Origin of the sequence: Georgenia sp. 311 (genome assembly GCF_006151955.1) — a bacterium.
GTDB classification, from domain to species: Bacteria; Actinomycetota; Actinomycetes; order Actinomycetales; family Actinomycetaceae; genus Oceanitalea; species Oceanitalea wutianyii.
In genome coordinates this window covers 1-14,613 of record NZ_VDFS01000020.1, presented here as the reverse complement: position 1 = coordinate 14,613, position 14,613 = coordinate 1, and the positions used below count along the sequence as shown (strand labels likewise).

Annotated in this window: 14 protein-coding genes and 2 tRNA genes; 12 read left to right on the top strand and 4 right to left on the bottom strand. The window is 73.9% G+C overall.

Annotated features, from left to right (window positions below; translation table 11 throughout):
* Positions 1–103 precede the first annotated feature (103 nt).
* Complete coding sequence (locus FHE66_RS03830; RefSeq protein WP_139071670.1) at positions 104–1,288, bottom strand: hypothetical protein; 1,185 nt, start codon at positions 1,286–1,288, stop codon at positions 104–106.
* A 21-nt stretch (positions 1,289–1,309) separates the two neighbouring features.
* Complete coding sequence (locus tag FHE66_RS03825) at positions 1,310–1,924, bottom strand: GNAT family N-acetyltransferase (protein ID WP_139071669.1); 615 nt, start codon at positions 1,922–1,924, stop codon at positions 1,310–1,312.
* A gap of 94 nt (positions 1,925–2,018) precedes the next feature.
* Between FHE66_RS03825 and FHE66_RS03820 the strand changes: the two genes are divergently transcribed.
* The 7 genes from FHE66_RS03820 to FHE66_RS03790 all read left to right on the top strand — a co-directional run bounded on the left by FHE66_RS03820 (position 2,019) and on the right by FHE66_RS03790 (position 10,439).
* Positions 2,019–2,387, top strand: a complete 369-nt coding sequence (locus FHE66_RS03820) for a rhodanese-like domain-containing protein (protein WP_139071668.1) — start codon at positions 2,019–2,021, stop codon at positions 2,385–2,387.
* On the top strand, positions 2,387–4,093 hold the full coding sequence (locus tag FHE66_RS03815) for an FAD-dependent oxidoreductase (protein ID WP_139071667.1): 1,707 nt from the start codon (positions 2,387–2,389) through the stop codon (positions 4,091–4,093). Before FHE66_RS03820 ends, FHE66_RS03815 begins: the two co-directional genes overlap by 1 nt.
* Before the next feature lie 201 nt (positions 4,094–4,294).
* On the top strand, positions 4,295–4,669 hold the full coding sequence (gene trxA, locus FHE66_RS03810; RefSeq protein ID WP_139071666.1) for a thioredoxin: 375 nt from the start codon (positions 4,295–4,297) through the stop codon (positions 4,667–4,669).
* A gap of 81 nt (positions 4,670–4,750) precedes the next feature.
* Positions 4,751–5,014 (top strand): metal-sensitive transcriptional regulator, encoded by a 264-nt coding sequence (locus FHE66_RS03805; protein ID WP_139071665.1) that lies wholly within the window; start codon positions 4,751–4,753, stop codon positions 5,012–5,014.
* Between the two features lie 57 nt (positions 5,015–5,071).
* Positions 5,072–6,337: a deoxyguanosinetriphosphate triphosphohydrolase gene (locus tag FHE66_RS03800; protein ID WP_176554637.1), complete on the top strand. Its 1,266-nt coding sequence runs from the start codon at positions 5,072–5,074 to the stop codon at positions 6,335–6,337.
* 47 nt (positions 6,338–6,384) lie between these two features.
* The gene (dnaG, locus tag FHE66_RS03795) at positions 6,385–8,418 is read left to right on the top strand and encodes a DNA primase (RefSeq protein ID WP_139071663.1); all 2,034 of its coding nucleotides are present in this window, start codon (positions 6,385–6,387) and stop codon (positions 8,416–8,418) included.
* A gap of 110 nt (positions 8,419–8,528) precedes the next feature.
* The gene (locus FHE66_RS03790) at positions 8,529–10,439 is read left to right on the top strand and encodes an amidase (RefSeq protein WP_139071662.1); all 1,911 of its coding nucleotides are present in this window, start codon (positions 8,529–8,531) and stop codon (positions 10,437–10,439) included.
* A 26-nt stretch (positions 10,440–10,465) separates the two neighbouring features.
* Here FHE66_RS03790 and FHE66_RS03785 read toward each other — a convergent pair whose 3' ends face one another.
* Positions 10,466–11,251: an endonuclease/exonuclease/phosphatase family protein gene (locus tag FHE66_RS03785; protein WP_139071661.1), complete on the bottom strand. Its 786-nt coding sequence runs from the start codon at positions 11,249–11,251 to the stop codon at positions 10,466–10,468.
* A gap of 58 nt (positions 11,252–11,309) precedes the next feature.
* Here FHE66_RS03785 and FHE66_RS03780 point away from each other — a divergent pair, with 58 nt between their 5' ends.
* Together FHE66_RS03780 and FHE66_RS15815 are read left to right on the top strand one after the other, a co-directional pair.
* The gene (locus tag FHE66_RS03780; RefSeq protein ID WP_139071660.1) at positions 11,310–11,876 is read left to right on the top strand and encodes a nucleotidyltransferase family protein; all 567 of its coding nucleotides are present in this window, start codon (positions 11,310–11,312) and stop codon (positions 11,874–11,876) included.
* Between the two features lie 205 nt (positions 11,877–12,081).
* Positions 12,082–12,204, top strand: coding sequence for a hypothetical protein (locus tag FHE66_RS15815; RefSeq protein WP_255303594.1), 123 nt, complete (start codon positions 12,082–12,084; stop codon positions 12,202–12,204).
* A gap of 498 nt (positions 12,205–12,702) precedes the next feature.
* On the opposite strand, the gene FHE66_RS03775 is transcribed toward FHE66_RS15815, so the two are convergent.
* Positions 12,703–12,776, bottom strand: a tRNA-Ile gene (locus FHE66_RS03775).
* Positions 12,777–12,836: 60 nt separating this feature from the next.
* Between FHE66_RS03775 and FHE66_RS03770 the strand changes: the two genes are divergently transcribed.
* The 3 genes from FHE66_RS03770 to FHE66_RS03760 all read left to right on the top strand — a co-directional run bounded on the left by FHE66_RS03770 (position 12,837) and on the right by FHE66_RS03760 (position 14,509).
* Entirely contained in the window at positions 12,837–13,346 is a 510-nt protein-coding gene (locus FHE66_RS03770; protein WP_139071659.1) for a hypothetical protein, read from the top strand.
* A gap of 85 nt (positions 13,347–13,431) precedes the next feature.
* A tRNA-Asn gene (locus tag FHE66_RS03765) sits at positions 13,432–13,504 on the top strand.
* A 150-nt stretch (positions 13,505–13,654) separates the two neighbouring features.
* A complete protein-coding gene (locus FHE66_RS03760) occupies positions 13,655–14,509 on the top strand; it encodes an aldo/keto reductase (RefSeq protein WP_218013605.1) in 855 nt (284 codons plus the stop codon).
* The last annotated feature ends 104 nt before the right edge of the window (positions 14,510–14,613 follow it).

Sequence of the window (14,613 nt, the reverse complement as noted above, 5' to 3'; positions counted from 1 at the left end):
TTCCGCGCGAGAGCCGACTTCCGCGCGAGAGCCGACTTCCGCGCGAGAGCCGACTTCCGCGCGAGAGCCGACTTCCGCGCGAGAGCGGAGTTCCGCGGGCGGGCTACCGCCGGGCGCGGGGGTCGCGCACGGGCGGCCGGGGCTCCTGCCACATCCACACGGCGGTGTGCCGCGGCAGGTTCTGCCGGGCGCCCGGGCCGACGGCGAGCGGACCGGACGCGAGGAGCACCTCGCGGTCCTCGGGCAGCGGAAGGTCCTCCTCGCCGAGGTTGACGACGACGAGGATGTCGCCGCAGAGGAAGCTGAGCACCTGCGCGGGCACGGGGCCGCCGAGCTCCTCGACCCACGCGAGCGGGGCGAGGCCGAGGCGGTGGTCCGAGCGCAGCCGCAGTGCCGCGCGGATCGTCTCGTAGGGGGTGCCGGGTACGCCGCGCTGCTCCTCCAGCAGCTCCGCGGCCCGCGCGACCCGGGCGTCGTCCCGCTCGGGCGACGTCTTCACCGGCAGGCCGAGCTCGATGCCCTGGCGCAGGTAGACGGCGCCGGGCATGGCGAGGACGACGAGCGCGCCGCTGAGCGCCAGCAGCGGGGTGCCCGCCTCGGCGACGTCGGGCACGAGCCAGGCACCGGCGGTCCCGAGAGCGTCGCGGATGCGCAGGCTCGCGGTCACCGAGGCGATGAGCTCGGACGGGCTGGCGACGTGGAGCAGGTCTGCGTCGACGAGGTGGTGCAGCCAGTCCTCGTGGAGCATGTCGGCGGCGCGGGCCTGTACTGCGGGGGCGAGGCGTGTGGAGAGGATCGGGTCCTCGGTGCGGGCGTGCTCGGCGAGCAGGGCGTGCAGCTCGCGGTAGCGGGCGTGGGAGACCGGGGCGGACTCCTGGACGGGGCCGAGGTCCAGGCCGTCGGCGCCGCGACTGAGCCAGAACCGGGCGCACGCCTCGTCGCGCGGGTCGAGGGGGTCGACGCGCAGGATGACGCGCAGGCCGGTGCGCCGGGCCCGCTTCAGCAGCTCGTCGACGGCGGCGACGACGCCTTCTCCCGCCTCACCGGGCAGGGGCGGGCAGCCGATGCGGATGGCCTGGACGCCGAGCCGGGAGACGCGGCGCAGCTGCGCGATGCGCTGGGCGACGTCCTGCTCCGTGGCGACGGCGCCCAGGAGCGGCGGCTCGTTGACGTAGACGACGGCGTAGCGCCACCACTCCTGGTGTCCGCGTGAGGCGCGGTGGACCATGCGAGTGGTCACCGGCCCCGCGGCGGTCGCGACGCCCGTCGGTGGGCTGGGGGCGGTCATGGCGCCCATTCTCGCACCCGGTCAGGCTCCCGTCTCCTGGCGGGCTCCCGTCTCCTGGCGGGCCCTCCACTCCGGGCGCAGGACGGACATGACGAGCTGGTCGACCCGCGCACCGCCGTAGCGCAGCGCGTCGCGCTCCCGGCCCTCGAGGACGAAGCCGACCTTCTCGTAGACGTGCTGCGCGCGCGGGTTGAAGGCGTAGACGCCGAGGGAGATGCGGTGGAGGGGCAGGTGGCTGAAGGCGTGGTCGAGCAGGAGGCGGGTGGCCTCGGTGCCCAGCCCGCGGTCGCGCCCGCCCGGCCCGAGGAGGACGCGGAAGTTGCACGTCTCGTTCTCGGGGTCCCAGTCGTTGAGGACGACCTCGCCGGCCCAGGTCCCGGTCGCGTTGTCGACGACCATGAGGTCGAGTCGGCCGTCGCGGGCGGCCAGCCCCTCGTACCACTCGCGGACGTGGTCGACGTCGACGTCGGGCCGGCTCGCCTCCTCGTCGCTGTGGACGCTGCCGGTGAGGCGGGCGACCTCGGGGTCGGCCAGGGCCTCGAGCACGTGGGGGAGGTCGGCGGGCTCGTAGGGGCGCAGGGTCACGAGGGCCCCGGTGATCACCGGTGCGGTGAGCCAGGGGGAGGGTGTGGTCACGGGTGGACTGTGCCGTGCCGCCCGGCGCGTTGTCGAACCGGGGTGTCGCCGGCGTCACTGGCGCACGATACCCCCGGGGGTATAAGTTGGTGCCATGAGCACCACTGGATTCGCGAACAGGCTCCGCTCCCTCCTGTGCCGCGGCAAGGACGACGGCGCCCTCGGCACCTCGGTGAGCGCGGAGCGCGCCGTCGAGCTCGTGCGCGACGGCGCCGCCCTCGTCGACGTGCGCGAGAGCCACGAGTGGAAGGCGGGCCACGCGCCGCAGGCGCTGCACGTCCCGCTCGACAGGATCGACACCGCACCCCGGCGACTGGCGGGCAGGAGCCCTGTCCTCGTCGTGTGCGCGAGCGGCATGCGCTCCCGTGTGGGCGCCAAGAAGCTGCGCGACGCCGGCCTGGAGGCCGCGAGCGTCTCCGGCGGGATGGCCGCGTGGCAGCGCGCCGGCGGGGTGGTGCGCTGATGAGCGCGAGCCGGCGCATCGTCGTCGTCGGAGGCGTGGCGGGTGGCATGAGCGCCGCGGCCCGCGCCCGGCGTCTCGACGAGCACGCCGAGATCATCGTCCTCGAGCAGGGCCGGTACGTGAGCTTCGCGAACTGCGGCCTGCCCTACCACCTGTCCGGCGAGATCGGCCGGCGCGAGGACCTGCTCCTCCACACCCCCGAGTCCCTCGCCCGCACGCTGGACCTCGACGTGCGCACCGGCCACCGGGTGACCGCGATCGACCGCGCCGCCCGCGCGGTCACCGTGGACGGGCCCGACGGGACCTCCGAGCTGTCCTACGACGCGCTCCTCCTCGCCCCGGGCGCCGTCGCTGTCCGCCCGCCGATCGAGGGCCTGGACCACCCGGTGGTCCACTCCCTGCGTACGGTGCCCGACCTCGACGCGATCGAGTCGGCGGTCGCCGAGCTGCTCGGCTCGCGCCCCGAGGGCCGTGCGCCCCGCGCCGTCGTCCTCGGTGCCGGCTTCATCGGGCTCGAGGCCGTGGAGGCGCTCGTGCGGCGCGGGCTGGAGGTCGAGCTCGTCGAGCTCGCCGACCACGTCCTCCCGCCCCTGGACCCCGAGCTCGCCCCGCTCCTGGCCGCAGAGCTCACCGCGCACGGCGTCGGGCTGCACCTGGGCGTGTCCGCCGACGCCGTCACCGGTACGCCGGACGGCGCCGCGACGGTCGCCCTCTCCGACGGCACCGTGCTGCCCGCCGACCTCGTCGTCGTCAACGTCGGGGTGCGTCCGGCGAGCACGCTCGCCGAGCAGGCGGGCCTGGAGCTCGGCCCGCGCGGCGCGATCCGCGTCGATGCCGACCAACGCACCTCCGACCCGCACATCTGGGCCGTCGGCGACGCCGTCGAGGTCCGTCAGGCCGTCACCGGCGCCGTCGGCCCCGTGCCGCTCGCCGGACCGGCGAACCGGCAGGGCCGGCGCGCCGCCGACTCGATCTGCGGCCACCGCACCACCCCCCAGCAGCCGGTGCTCGGTACCGCGATCCTGCGTCTCTTCGGCCTCACCGCCGCCGTCACCGGCGCGAACCAGGCCGCGCTGCGGTTCGCGGGGATCGACCACGAGGTCGTCCGGGTCCACCCGGGCCACCACGCCGGGTACTTCCCGGGCGCCGAGCAGGTCCACATCGTCGCGAGCTTCGCCCCCGACGGGCGCCTCCTCGGTGCCCAGGCCGTGGGCCGGGCCGGGGTGGACAAGCGCATCGACGTCCTCGCCACCGCCATCCGCGCCGACATGGGCGCCGACGACCTCGCCGAGCTCGAGCTCGCCTACGCCCCGCCCTACGGCTCGGCCAAGGACCCGGTCAACATGCTCGGCTTCGTCGCCCAGAACGTCCTGGACGGCACCATGCCGCAGTGGCAGCCGGGCGACCTCGACGACGTGCGCGCCACCAGCCTCGTCCTCGACGTCCGCTCGCCGCAGGAGCACGCCGCCGGGCACCTCGAGGGTGCCCTGCTCATCCCGCACACCGAGCTGCGCGGGCGCCTGGACGAGGTGCGCGCCGCAGCCGCCGGCCGGCCCGTGTCCGTGCACTGCGCCAGCGGCGTGCGCTCCTACCTGGCCACCCGGATCCTGCGCGGCGAGGGCATCGACGCGCGGAACCTCTCCGGCGGCTGGCTCACCCTCAGCGCGCTGCGGCCCGACGCCGTCGTGGCCCCCGCCCTTGCCTGACCCCTCGTCCCGACCCCGTCACCCCCACCCCGAGGAGAACGACCATGTGCAGCCCCATTCGATGCGCCACCTGCGGCAAGACCACCTGGACCGGCTGCGGGGTGCACGCCGAGGAGGTCATGGCCCAGGTCGAGCCGCAGGACCGGTGCACCTGCGAGTGACCTGCCCGCGCACCCGCCCACCCAGACCAAGGAGCACCCCATGAGCACCGTCGACCTCACCGCCGACACCTTCACCGAGACCATCTCCCGCGACGGCATCGTCCTCGTCGACTGGTGGGCGTCCTGGTGCGGCCCGTGCCGCATGTTCGCCCCGGTGTACGACAAGGCCGCCGAGGCCCACGAGGACATCGTCTTCGCCAAGGTCGACACCGAGGCCGAGCAGGGCCTCGCGGCGCAGGCCGCCATCACCTCCATCCCCACGCTCATGGCGTTCCGGGACGGGATCCTCGTCTTCGCCCAGCCCGGCGCGCTGCCCGCGCCGGCGCTGGAGGAGGTCATCGCCGCGGTCCGCGGCCTCGACATGGACAAGGTCCGCGAGGAGCTGGCCGAGCAGGACGCGACGTCGGGTGCCTGACCCGGCGAGCGACCCGTCCGCGGACGACTCCCACGGGCCCCGGCCCCGGGTAGCGTTCGCGGACCTGACCAAGGAGGCGCGATGAAGCTCGACCCCGGCGAGATGGGCAAGGTCGTCAACCGGCTCAAGCGGGCGCAGGGCCAGCTCGCGGGCGTGATCCGCATGCTCGAGGAGGGCCGGGAGTGCGAGGACGTCGTCACCCAGATCGCGGCGCTGTCCAAGGCCCTGGACCGGGCGGGGTTCGCGATCATCGCCTCGGGCATGAGGCAGTGCCTCGTGGAGTCCGACGGCGAGGAGACCCTCGACGTCCAGAAGCTCCAGAAGCTCTTCCTCTCCCTCGCGTGAGGGCCGGCCGGCCGCGGCTGCCCCGCGGCCGGCCGTGCGCGCACTAGGCTGCGGAGCGTGGCAGTCGATGTGGAGCGCGCGCCGTACGACGCCGCCGACCGTGAGCGGTGGTGGCAGGAAGAGCCGAAGAACCCGGGCCGGACCGCCTTCGAGCGGGACCGTGCCCGCGTCGTGCACTCCTCGGCGCTGCGGCGCCTCGGCGCCAAGACCCAGGTGCTGGGGCCCTCGAGCGACGACTTCGTGCGCACCCGGCTCACCCACTCCCTCGAGGTCGCCCAGGTGGGCCGCGAGCTCGGCAAGGCGCTGGGCTGCGACCCGGACGTCGTCGACACGGCGTGCCTGGCCCACGACCTCGGCCACCCGCCCTTCGGGCACAACGGGGAGCGGGCGCTGGACGAGGCGGCCGCCGGCATCGGCGGGTTCGAGGGCAACGCCCAGACGCTGCGGCTGCTCACCCGCCTCGAGCCCAAGACCTTCACCGACGACGGCTCGCCGGTGGGCCTCAACCTCACCCGGGCGAGCCTCGACGCCGCGACGAAGTACCCGTGGACGGCCGAGGAGGCCCCGAAGAAGCCCGGCGGGCGCCCGTCGCGCAAGTTCGGCGTCTACGCCGACGACCTGCCGGTCTTCACATGGATGCGCGAGGGGGCGCCCGAGCGGCGGCTGCCCATGGAGGGTCAGGTCATGGACCTGGCCGACGACATCTCCTACTCGGTGCACGACGTCGAGGACGCCGTCGTCGGCGGGCGGATCGACCTCGCGCTGCTGCGCCGCGCCGACCAGCAGCGCGCCGTCGTCGCCCAGACGCGCCAGTGGTACAACCCGGCGGTCTCCGACGACCAGCTCGGGGCGGCCCTCGAGCGGCTCGTCGCCCTGCCGGTGTGGCTGGAGTCCTTCAGTGAGTCCCGGAGCGACCGCGCCGCACTCAAGGACATGACGAGCCAGCTCATCGGCCGCTTCTGCAACGCCGCCCACGACGCGACGCGCGAGAAGCACGGCACCGGCCCGCTCACCCGGTACGAGGCCGGTCTCGTCGTGCCCGCCGACACGCTCGCCGAGATCGTCGTCCTCAAGGGGGCGACCGCCCACTACGTCATGGCCCCGCGCGAGCACGAGCCGGTCTACCGCCAGCAGCGCACGATGCTCACCGAGATCACCGAGGCGCTGCTCGACGCCGGTCCGGACGCCCTCGAGCCCATGTTCGTCGCCGACTGGCACGCGGCGCCCGACGACGGCGCCCGGCTGCGCGTCGTCGTCGACCAGGTCGCCTCGCTCACCGACCACAGCGCCCAGGCGTGGCACGCCCGGCTGTGCGGCAGGTGACGGTGGAGGACGGCCGGAACGGCTCGCCGAGCACCTAGACTCGGGGCGTGGCAGGCCTGATCAAGCGGGAGGACATCGCGACCGTCCGCGAGCGCGCCCGCATCGAGGAGGTCGTCGGCGCCCACGTGACGCTGCGCCAGGCGGGCGTCGGGTCGATGAAGGGCCTGTGCCCCTTCCACGACGAGCGCACCCCCAGCTTCCACGTGCGGCCCCAGCTGGGCCTGTGGCACTGCTTCGGCTGCGACGAGGGCGGGGACGTCATCTCCTTCGTCCAGAAGCTCGACGGCCTGAGCTTCGCCGAGGCGGTGGAGTACCTCGCCAACCGCACGGGCGTCCAGCTGCGCTACGAGGAGGGCAGCGGGCCGGCGCGTCCGGGCGGGGACCACGGCCGACGTCAGCGGCTCGTCGAGGCGCACCGCGTGGCCGAGGAGTTCTACCGGGAGCAGCTGCTCACCCCGCAGGCCCAGCTCGGCCGCCGGTTCCTCGCCGAGCGCAGCTTCACCGAGGAGGCGGCGGCGACCTTCGGCGTCGGCTTCGCGCCCGCCGGGTGGGACCACCTCCTGCGCCACCTGCGTGGGCGCGGCTTCACCGAGCCCGAGCTCATCGCCTCCGGCCTGGTGAGCCAGGGCAACCGGGGCGTGTACGACCGGTTCCGCGGGCGGCTCGTGTGGCCGATCCGCGACGTCACCGGGGAGACGATCGGGTTCGGCGCGCGTCGCCTGTCCGAGGACGACCAGGGCCCCAAGTACCTCAACACCCCCGAGACGCAGATCTACAAGAAGTCCTCGGTGCTCTACGGCATCGACCTCGCGAAGCGGGCGATCGCCAAGGAGAAGCGGGTCGTCGTCGTCGAGGGCTACACCGACGTCATGGCCGCGCACCTGTCCGGCATCGGGACGGCGATCGCGACGTGCGGCACCGCGTTCGGTGAGGAGCACGTGCGGATCGTGCGCCGGCTCCTGGGGGAGAGCGGCGACGCCGCCTCCGGGCTCATGTTCGCCTCCGGGGCGACGCGCGGGGGAGAGGTGATCTTCACCTTCGACGGCGACGAGGCCGGGCAGAAGGCCGCGCTGCGCGCCTTCGGGGAGGACCAGAAGTTCGCCTCGCAGACCTTCGTCGCCGTCGAGCCCTCGGGGATGGACCCGTGCGACCTGCGTCAGCAGCGCGGGGAGGCGGCGGTCCGTGACCTCGTCGAGCGCCGCGAGCCGCTGTTCGCGTTCGCGATCCGCTCGGCGCTGCGCCGGGTGAACCTCGACACCGCCGAGGGGAGGGTCGCCGGGCTGCGCGCCGCGGCGCCCGTCGTCGCCGGGATCCGTGACCGGGCGCTGCGCTCGGAGTACGCCCGCGAGCTCGCCGGGTGGCTCGGCATGGAGGAGCACACGGTGCGCCAGGCCGTCGCCACCGCCGAGCGGGCCGGGGGCGGCCAGGGGGGCGTGGCCGGTGCGCCCTCGCGGGACCAGGGCCGGCCGCAGGGCCAGTACGGCAACGGTCGCCCGGGCGACGACGGTGCGTCCCGTCCGGGCTCGGGTCCCGGGCCCGCGCAGGGTCGCTCGACGCGTCCGGGCCGGGAGGACCCGGTCGCCCGCCTGGAGCGTCAGGTCCTCGAGGTCGTCGTCCAGCTCCCGCACCTCGCGCTGGGCGCCGGCTTCGACGACCTCCCCCCTGACACCTTCACCGTCCCGGCCTACCGCGGGGTGCACGACGCGATCCGCGCGGCCGGCGGTACCCGTACCTACGGCGCCGAGCTCGACCGCGCCGTCACCGAGCGCGGCCGTGAGCAGGGCGAGCGGCACGCGGCGGCGTGGTGGACCGAGATGCTGCGGGAGAACGCCGGCGGGCCGGTGGCCGGTGTCGTCACGGAGCTGGCCGTCTCCCCGTTGCCCGAGGACCGGCCCGAGGCGCTGGGCAACTACGCCCGCGGGGTGCTGCTCTCGCTCATCCAGATGGGCCTCACCCGCCAGATCGCCGACCTGCGCGGGCGCCTGCAGCGCACCGCGCCGGACAGCGAGGAGTCGGTGCAGGTGTTCTCCGAGCTCGTGGCGCTGGAGAACCGGCGCCGTGCCCTGCGCACCGACGACTGAGCCGAAACCGGGCGAAACGCCTGGGCAACGGCGACGAAACACGCTTCTCCTAGCGTCCCGGCAGGGCCACCGGCCCTCGCGCGCAGCGCGTCGTCCGAGCGAGGAGAACCATGCGCACTTCCGACACGAGCCGACCGGCACGGCGACGGATCGTCGCCGCGACCGCGACCGCGAGCATCGCCTGCCTGGGGGTCAGCGTCCCGGCAGCCTCCGGCGTGGTGGTCCGGCCCGACCCGTTCCCTGCCGTGGTCGAGCTCACCGTGGCCGACGCCGCCGCCCTCCTCGAGGCGGGGGAGACGTCGTCGGTGGCCCTCGTCGAGCGCTACCTCGCCCGCATCGCCGCCTACGACGACGCCTACGGGGACCAGCCCGGCCTCTCCTCGGTCATCACGGTCAACGAGAACGCCCTCGCCGAGGCGGCGGCGCTGGACGCCGAACGCGCGGCGGGCACGGTGCGCGGCCCGCTCCACGGCGTGCCGATCGTCGTCAAGGACAACTACGACACCGGCGACATGCCGACCTCGAACGGCTCGGTGGCGCTCGCGGACTTCCGGCCGGCGGACGACGCCACGCAGGTGGAGCGCCTGCGCGCCGCCGGCGCCATCGTCATCGCCAAGACCAACCTGCACGAGTACGCCGCCGGCATCACCTCGATCAGCTCGCTGGGCGGGCAGACGCGCAACCCCTACGACCAGACCCGCAACCCGGGCGGCAGCAGCGGCGGCACGGGCGCGAGTGTGGCGGCGAGCTTCGCGACGGCGGGTCTCGGCTCCGACACGTGCGGCTCGATCCGCATCCCCGCCGCGCAGAACAACCTCGTCGGGCTGCGGCCGACGACGGGGCTGCTGAGCAGGGACGGGATCGCGCCGATGTCCGACACGCAGGACGTCGGCGGGCCCATCGCCAAGACGGTGGAGGACGTGGCGATCTTCCTCGACGCCACGGTGGGCTACGACCCGAAGGACCCGGTGACGGCCCGCTCGGAGGGGCTGGTGCCGGCGTCCTACCGCGACGTCCTGGACGAGACCGCGCTCGAGGGGCGGACCGTCGGGCTGCTCACCAACCCGGAGTACCTCGGTGTCACGCCCGCGGAGGCGCCGACGACGGCCCTGGTCCGCGCGGCGGTGGCGGACCTCGAGGCCCAGGGGGCGACCGTCGTCGAGATCGAGATGCCGCAGGAGTACGTCGACGCCGTCGCCGGCTCGGGGGTGATCGGGGACGAGTTCAAGCGCGACCTCAACACCTACCTCGCGCAGGACGGCGCCCGGTGGCCGGTGGGCCTGGCGGCGCTCACCGCGCCGGCGGACCGCCTCACGCTCTCCGACATCGTCGCGAGCGGGGACGTCACGCCGTCGGTGCTCACGAGCCTGGCCCGGTGGGACGCGACCGCCGAGATGCCCACCCCGGAGTACCTCGAGCGGCTCGACCTGCAGCAGCAGGTCCGCGACATGCTCACCGAGACGCTGACCGACGGCGGCATCGACGCCCTCGCCTACCCGACGATCCGCGAGGTCGCCCGGCCGGTCGAGGAGTCCCAGCCCGGCACCAACTGCGCCGCCTCGGCGCAGTCGGGCTTCCCCTCCCTCACCCTCCCGGCGGGCTTCACGGACGCCGGACTGCCGGTGGGCCTGGAGCTCATGGGGCTGCCCTTCTCCGAGCCGGACCTCCTCGCGATGGGCTACGACTACGAGCAGGCCACCGGTCACCGGACCGCGCCGGCGAGCACGCCGGAGCTGGCGGCCGCCCAGCCCGAGCCGGTCGAGCCCGAGCCCAGCCCGGAGCCTGCCGAGCCGGCGCCCGCCGAGCCGGAGCCCGCCGAGCCGGAGCCGGCCCCGGCACCGGCCGACCCGGAGCCCGCCGGCTCCACCCCGCCCGTCGTCGTCTCCCCGCCCACGCCGGGCTCGGGCGAGCTGGCCCGGACCGGCGCCGGCGTCGGGGCGCTCGCCGGGCTCGCCGCGCTGCTCGCCGCCGCGGGTGCCCTCGCGCCGGTCCTGCGGCGCCGGCTGGGCGAGGGCGACTGAGCCGAGTGTGCTGACGGGGGCGGCGGTCAGCCGCCCCCGTCAGTGCCCCAGCCCGGCTCGACGTCGACGAGGAGCGCGCGGTGGTCGGAGATCCCCGTGGCGATCGCGCGCGCCCGCCCGACGGCGCGGAGCGGGCCCTCGGCGAGGATGTGGTCGATCTGGCGGTCCGGGTGGGTCACCGGGAAGGTGAGCGCGCCGGCGAGGGAGCGCCAGCCGGTCGCGACCGACGGGCGCGAGCCGGCCATGTTGAGGTCTCCCATGAGGACGGCCGGGCGGGGCAGCTCGGCGAGGGCGGCGACGACGCGCTCGAGCTGGATCGTCGTCCAGTCGGGGATGAAGGTGAGGTGGGTGGACACGGCCGTGAGAGGACCGTGCGGCGTCTCGACGACGGCGACGAGCGCGACGCGCGGCTCGTCATGGACGAGCGTGGGTTCCTCCTTGCCGGGGAAGACGATCGGCACCGGCCCCTGCCTCGCCTCCAGCGGGACGACCGACCACGAGCTCACAGGCCAGCGGGACAGGAGCGCGACGCCGTAGCTCGCGGTGCCCGGCTGGAGGTCGCCGGTGGCGGCGGACCACGCCGTCGGCAGACCGGCGAGGGTCGCGGCGAAGCGGTGCTCGACCGCACCCATCGCCTCCGCGGCGATGGCGGTGAGGTCGGCGCCGTGGGAGCGCGGCTGGTCCCGGTCGACCTCCTGGAGGGCGAGGACGTCGGCGTCGAGCGTGGTGACGGCGCGCGCGTAGCGGTCGAGGTCCACCGCGTCGTCGACGAGCGAGCGGCCGTGGAGGATGTTGAAGGTCGCCAGGCGCATGGGCCCGATTGTGTCCGCTCGTGGTGCAGGGGCGCACACGCTCGTGTACACCCGTGGCATGGCAGAGGACGAGCGAGAGGCGCTGCACGACGCCCTGAGGATGGCCGCGGTCGCTCTCACCGAGGCCGAGATCCCCTTCGCGCTGTGCGGGAGCTACGCGGCCTGGGTGCGGGGCGCCCCCGAGCCGGAGCACGACGCGGACTTCGTGGTCAAGGAGGAGCACGTCGAGACCGCCCGGGAGGCGATCGGGGCCGCCGGCCTGGACGTGCAGGAGCCCGCCGAGAACTGGCTGTTCAAGGCCTACCACCGGGGTCAGCTCGTCGACGTGCTCTACCGGTTGTCGGGGGAGCCGGTGCACGACGAGCTGCTGGAGCGCGCCGAGATGCTCGAGGTGCTCGCCGTGCGGATGCCGGTGCTCAGCGCGACCGACGTGCTGTCCTCCAAGCTGCGCGTGCTCGGGGAGCACTACTGCGACTTCGGGAGGCTGCTGCCGCTCACCCGGGCGCTGCGCGAGCAGATCGACTGGGAGCGGGTGCGCGACGAGGTGTCCTACAGCCCGTACGCGCGCGCGTTCCTCCACCTCCTCGAGGACCTGCGGATCGTCGAGCCCGCGCCCGCGCACTGAGCCGCGGCGTCCTCGCACTCCCCGGCGCCTCCTCCTTTAGGCGGAACCATGGTCCTGCGTAAGCGTGAACTTCTCCCGGCTTGGCGGGATCCGCGGAATCTCGGGGATAAGTTGAGAGAACTGTCTGGTCGGACGCCACGGGCGGTGGTGATCCAGCACCCGACGGGAAAGGGCGACCATGGGCATGCAGGCGATCACACCCTCGATGCTGGCCACCACGGCACTTCGGTCCTCCTGGCGTGACGCACTGGCGGCACGCTACGAGGTGGACCAGGCACGCCTGCGGATGCGGCTCGACGCGCCGGAGGAGGCCGAGGAGCACATCTAGCCGTCAGCGGCGTAGTCCGCCGCCCCCGACCCCCGCTTGATCGAGGGTTGGCGGGGGCGGCTTCCGCCGTGACCGGCTACAGGTGCTCCTCGATGTCGCCGGAGAGCTCGATCTCGAGTCTCGCCTGCGACAGCTCGTAGTCTGCCGTCAGCTCCTCGCGCCACGATCGCTCACGCGTACTCGTCGCCGGATTGTCCGACCGGGTCTCTGGTCTCATGCGGTCCCCCCAGGGCGGGTGCCGGCACCGCCCGATGCCGCTCACCCGTTTCCAACATATCGGGGCACCGGCTCGTGTTCGGGCCGGTTTCGCCCAGGTCCAGACTCAGGGAGGAGCCATGCATGGGATATCGGCCCGCAATTCCTGCTTTCGAACGACCCGGCGCTGCCGATAGATCCGGGTGAGGCGCCGTCCCGCGGCCCCCACCGGTTCCGTCACCCCCCCGGACGGACCGTGCGGGACGGTGCCACCCGCGTCGTCGCGGGTCGAGGACGAACGGGTGCCCCAGGTGGGGCTTGAACCCACGACCGACGGATTATGAGTCCGCTGCTCTGACCGGCTGAGCTACTGGGGCAGCAGTGCGGAGGGCGCACGGCTCCGCAATCGTAGCGGGGCCCTCGGTTACCGTGGTGACGTGCCTGTCTTCCGCCGCCGTGCCCCCCGCCTGCCCGACGCCGTCACCGCCCACCTGCCCGCGGGTGACAAGCCGCTCGCCGTGGCGCCGATGAGGAACGGCTCGTGGGCCGTCGTCGCGCGCGAGGCGATCCTCGTCGTCGGCGAGGACGGGCTGGGGCAGCGCACGACGTGGCACGAGATCGACACCGGCACGTGGGACGGGGACACCCGGACGTTCACCATCACCTGGGCCGACCGGGAGCGGCCGGACGAGCGGCTCGTCCTCGACTCCGACGACGTCGGGACGTTCACCGCCGCCATCCGCGAGCGGGTGCAGGCCTCCGTCGTCCACCAGGAGGTCATCGACGTCGAGGGCACCCGGGTGCGTGCCACGGTCCGGCGCCGGGAGGACGGCAGCCTCTACTCCCAGCTCACCGCCTTCGGCCCGCTGCCGCGCCGGGAGGACGTCGACCAGCAGCTCGACGAGCTCGAGGCGCGGGTCCGCGAGGCCGTGGGACTGCCGCGCTGAGCCAAGTGCGGTCCAACTCACACCTCGGGGCGCCGGTCGCGGCTCCCGACCGCCCGCTCGCTCCTGTTACAGTCGAGCGGCACGATCCCGCGTAGCTCAATTGGCAGAGCATCCGACTGTTAATCGGACGGTTACTGGTTCGAGTCCAGTCGCGGGAGCAGGCGAGGCCCGGAACCCCTGGTTCCGGGCCTTCGTGCATCCCCGGCCGGCGCCTGCGCTCGCGCCGGACCGGGGGAGCGCTGAGGATGGCAGGGCCGCGGACGGACGCAGCCTCGCCCGGCGGCCCACACCCAACGGGAGGCACTCGCATGACCCAGATCCCCACCGTCACGCTCAACACCGGTACGACGATGCCCATCCTCGGCTTCGGCGTCTTCCAGGTCCCGCCCGAGGAGACCGAGCGGGTGGTCACCGACGCCCTCGCCGCCGGCTACCGCCACCTCGACACCGCGGCCGCCTACCGCAACGAGGACGCCGTCGGCCGGGCGATCGCCGCCAGCGGCATCCCGCGCGAGGAGCTCTTCGTCACGACCAAGCTGTGGAACCACGACGGCGGCGAGGACGGCACCCGGGCGGCGTTCGCGACCTCGCTGGACAAGCTCGGCCTCGACTACGTCGACCTCTACCTCGTCCACCAGCCCTTCGGGGACTACTACTCCTTCTGGCGCGCGATGGAAGGGCTGTACCGGGAGGGGGCCGCCCGGGCGATCGGCGTGTCGAACTTCTTCCCCGACCGCCTCGTCGACCTCACCGCGCACAACGAGATCACCCCCGCCGTCAACCAGATCGAGACGCACCCCTTCTACCAGCGGACCGTCGACCAGGAGGTCATGGTCGGGCTCGGCGTCCAGATCGAGTCGTGGGGCCCGCTCGCGGAGGGGAAGAACGACATCTTCACCAACCCCACGCTCACGTCGATCGCCGAGACGTTCGACAAGACCGTCGCGCAGGTGGTGCTGCGCTGGCTGGTCCAGCGTGAGGTCGTCGTCATCCCCAAGTCGGTCCGTCCCGAGCGGATGGCGGAGAACCTCGACATCTTCGACTTCGAGCTGGGGCCGGAGGAGATGAGCCTGATCGCGACGCTCGACACCGGCCGCTCGGTCGCGCTGGACCACCACGACCCCGACGTCGCCGAGCGCCTGGGCGGCGTGCGGATCGGCTGAGACGCGTCCGTCGCTCCCGTGCTCTGCTGGTAGGATCGTTCCCGCGCGATCCCGCGTAGCTCAATTGGCAGAGCATCCGACTGTTAATCGGACGGTTACTGGTT

Coding starts and splice junctions, on each gene's coding strand:
- FHE66_RS03830 (WP_139071670.1), bottom strand. CDS start 1,288: ATGACCGCCCCCAGCCCACCGACGGGCGTCGCGACCGCCGCGGGGCCG.
- FHE66_RS03820 (WP_139071668.1), top strand. CDS start 2,019: ATGAGCACCACTGGATTCGCGAACAGGCTCCGCTCCCTCCTGTGCCGC.
- FHE66_RS03815 (WP_139071667.1), top strand. CDS start 2,387: ATGAGCGCGAGCCGGCGCATCGTCGTCGTCGGAGGCGTGGCGGGTGGC.
- trxA (WP_139071666.1), top strand. CDS start 4,295: ATGAGCACCGTCGACCTCACCGCCGACACCTTCACCGAGACCATCTCC.
- FHE66_RS03805 (WP_139071665.1), top strand. CDS start 4,751: ATGAAGCTCGACCCCGGCGAGATGGGCAAGGTCGTCAACCGGCTCAAG.
- FHE66_RS03790 (WP_139071662.1), top strand. CDS start 8,529: ATGCGCACTTCCGACACGAGCCGACCGGCACGGCGACGGATCGTCGCC.
- FHE66_RS03785 (WP_139071661.1), bottom strand. CDS start 11,251: ATGCGCCTGGCGACCTTCAACATCCTCCACGGCCGCTCGCTCGTCGAC.
- FHE66_RS03780 (WP_139071660.1), top strand. CDS start 11,310: ATGGCAGAGGACGAGCGAGAGGCGCTGCACGACGCCCTGAGGATGGCC.
- FHE66_RS15815 (WP_255303594.1), top strand. CDS start 12,082: ATGCTGGCCACCACGGCACTTCGGTCCTCCTGGCGTGACGCACTGGCG.
- FHE66_RS03760 (WP_218013605.1), top strand. CDS start 13,655: ATGACCCAGATCCCCACCGTCACGCTCAACACCGGTACGACGATGCCC.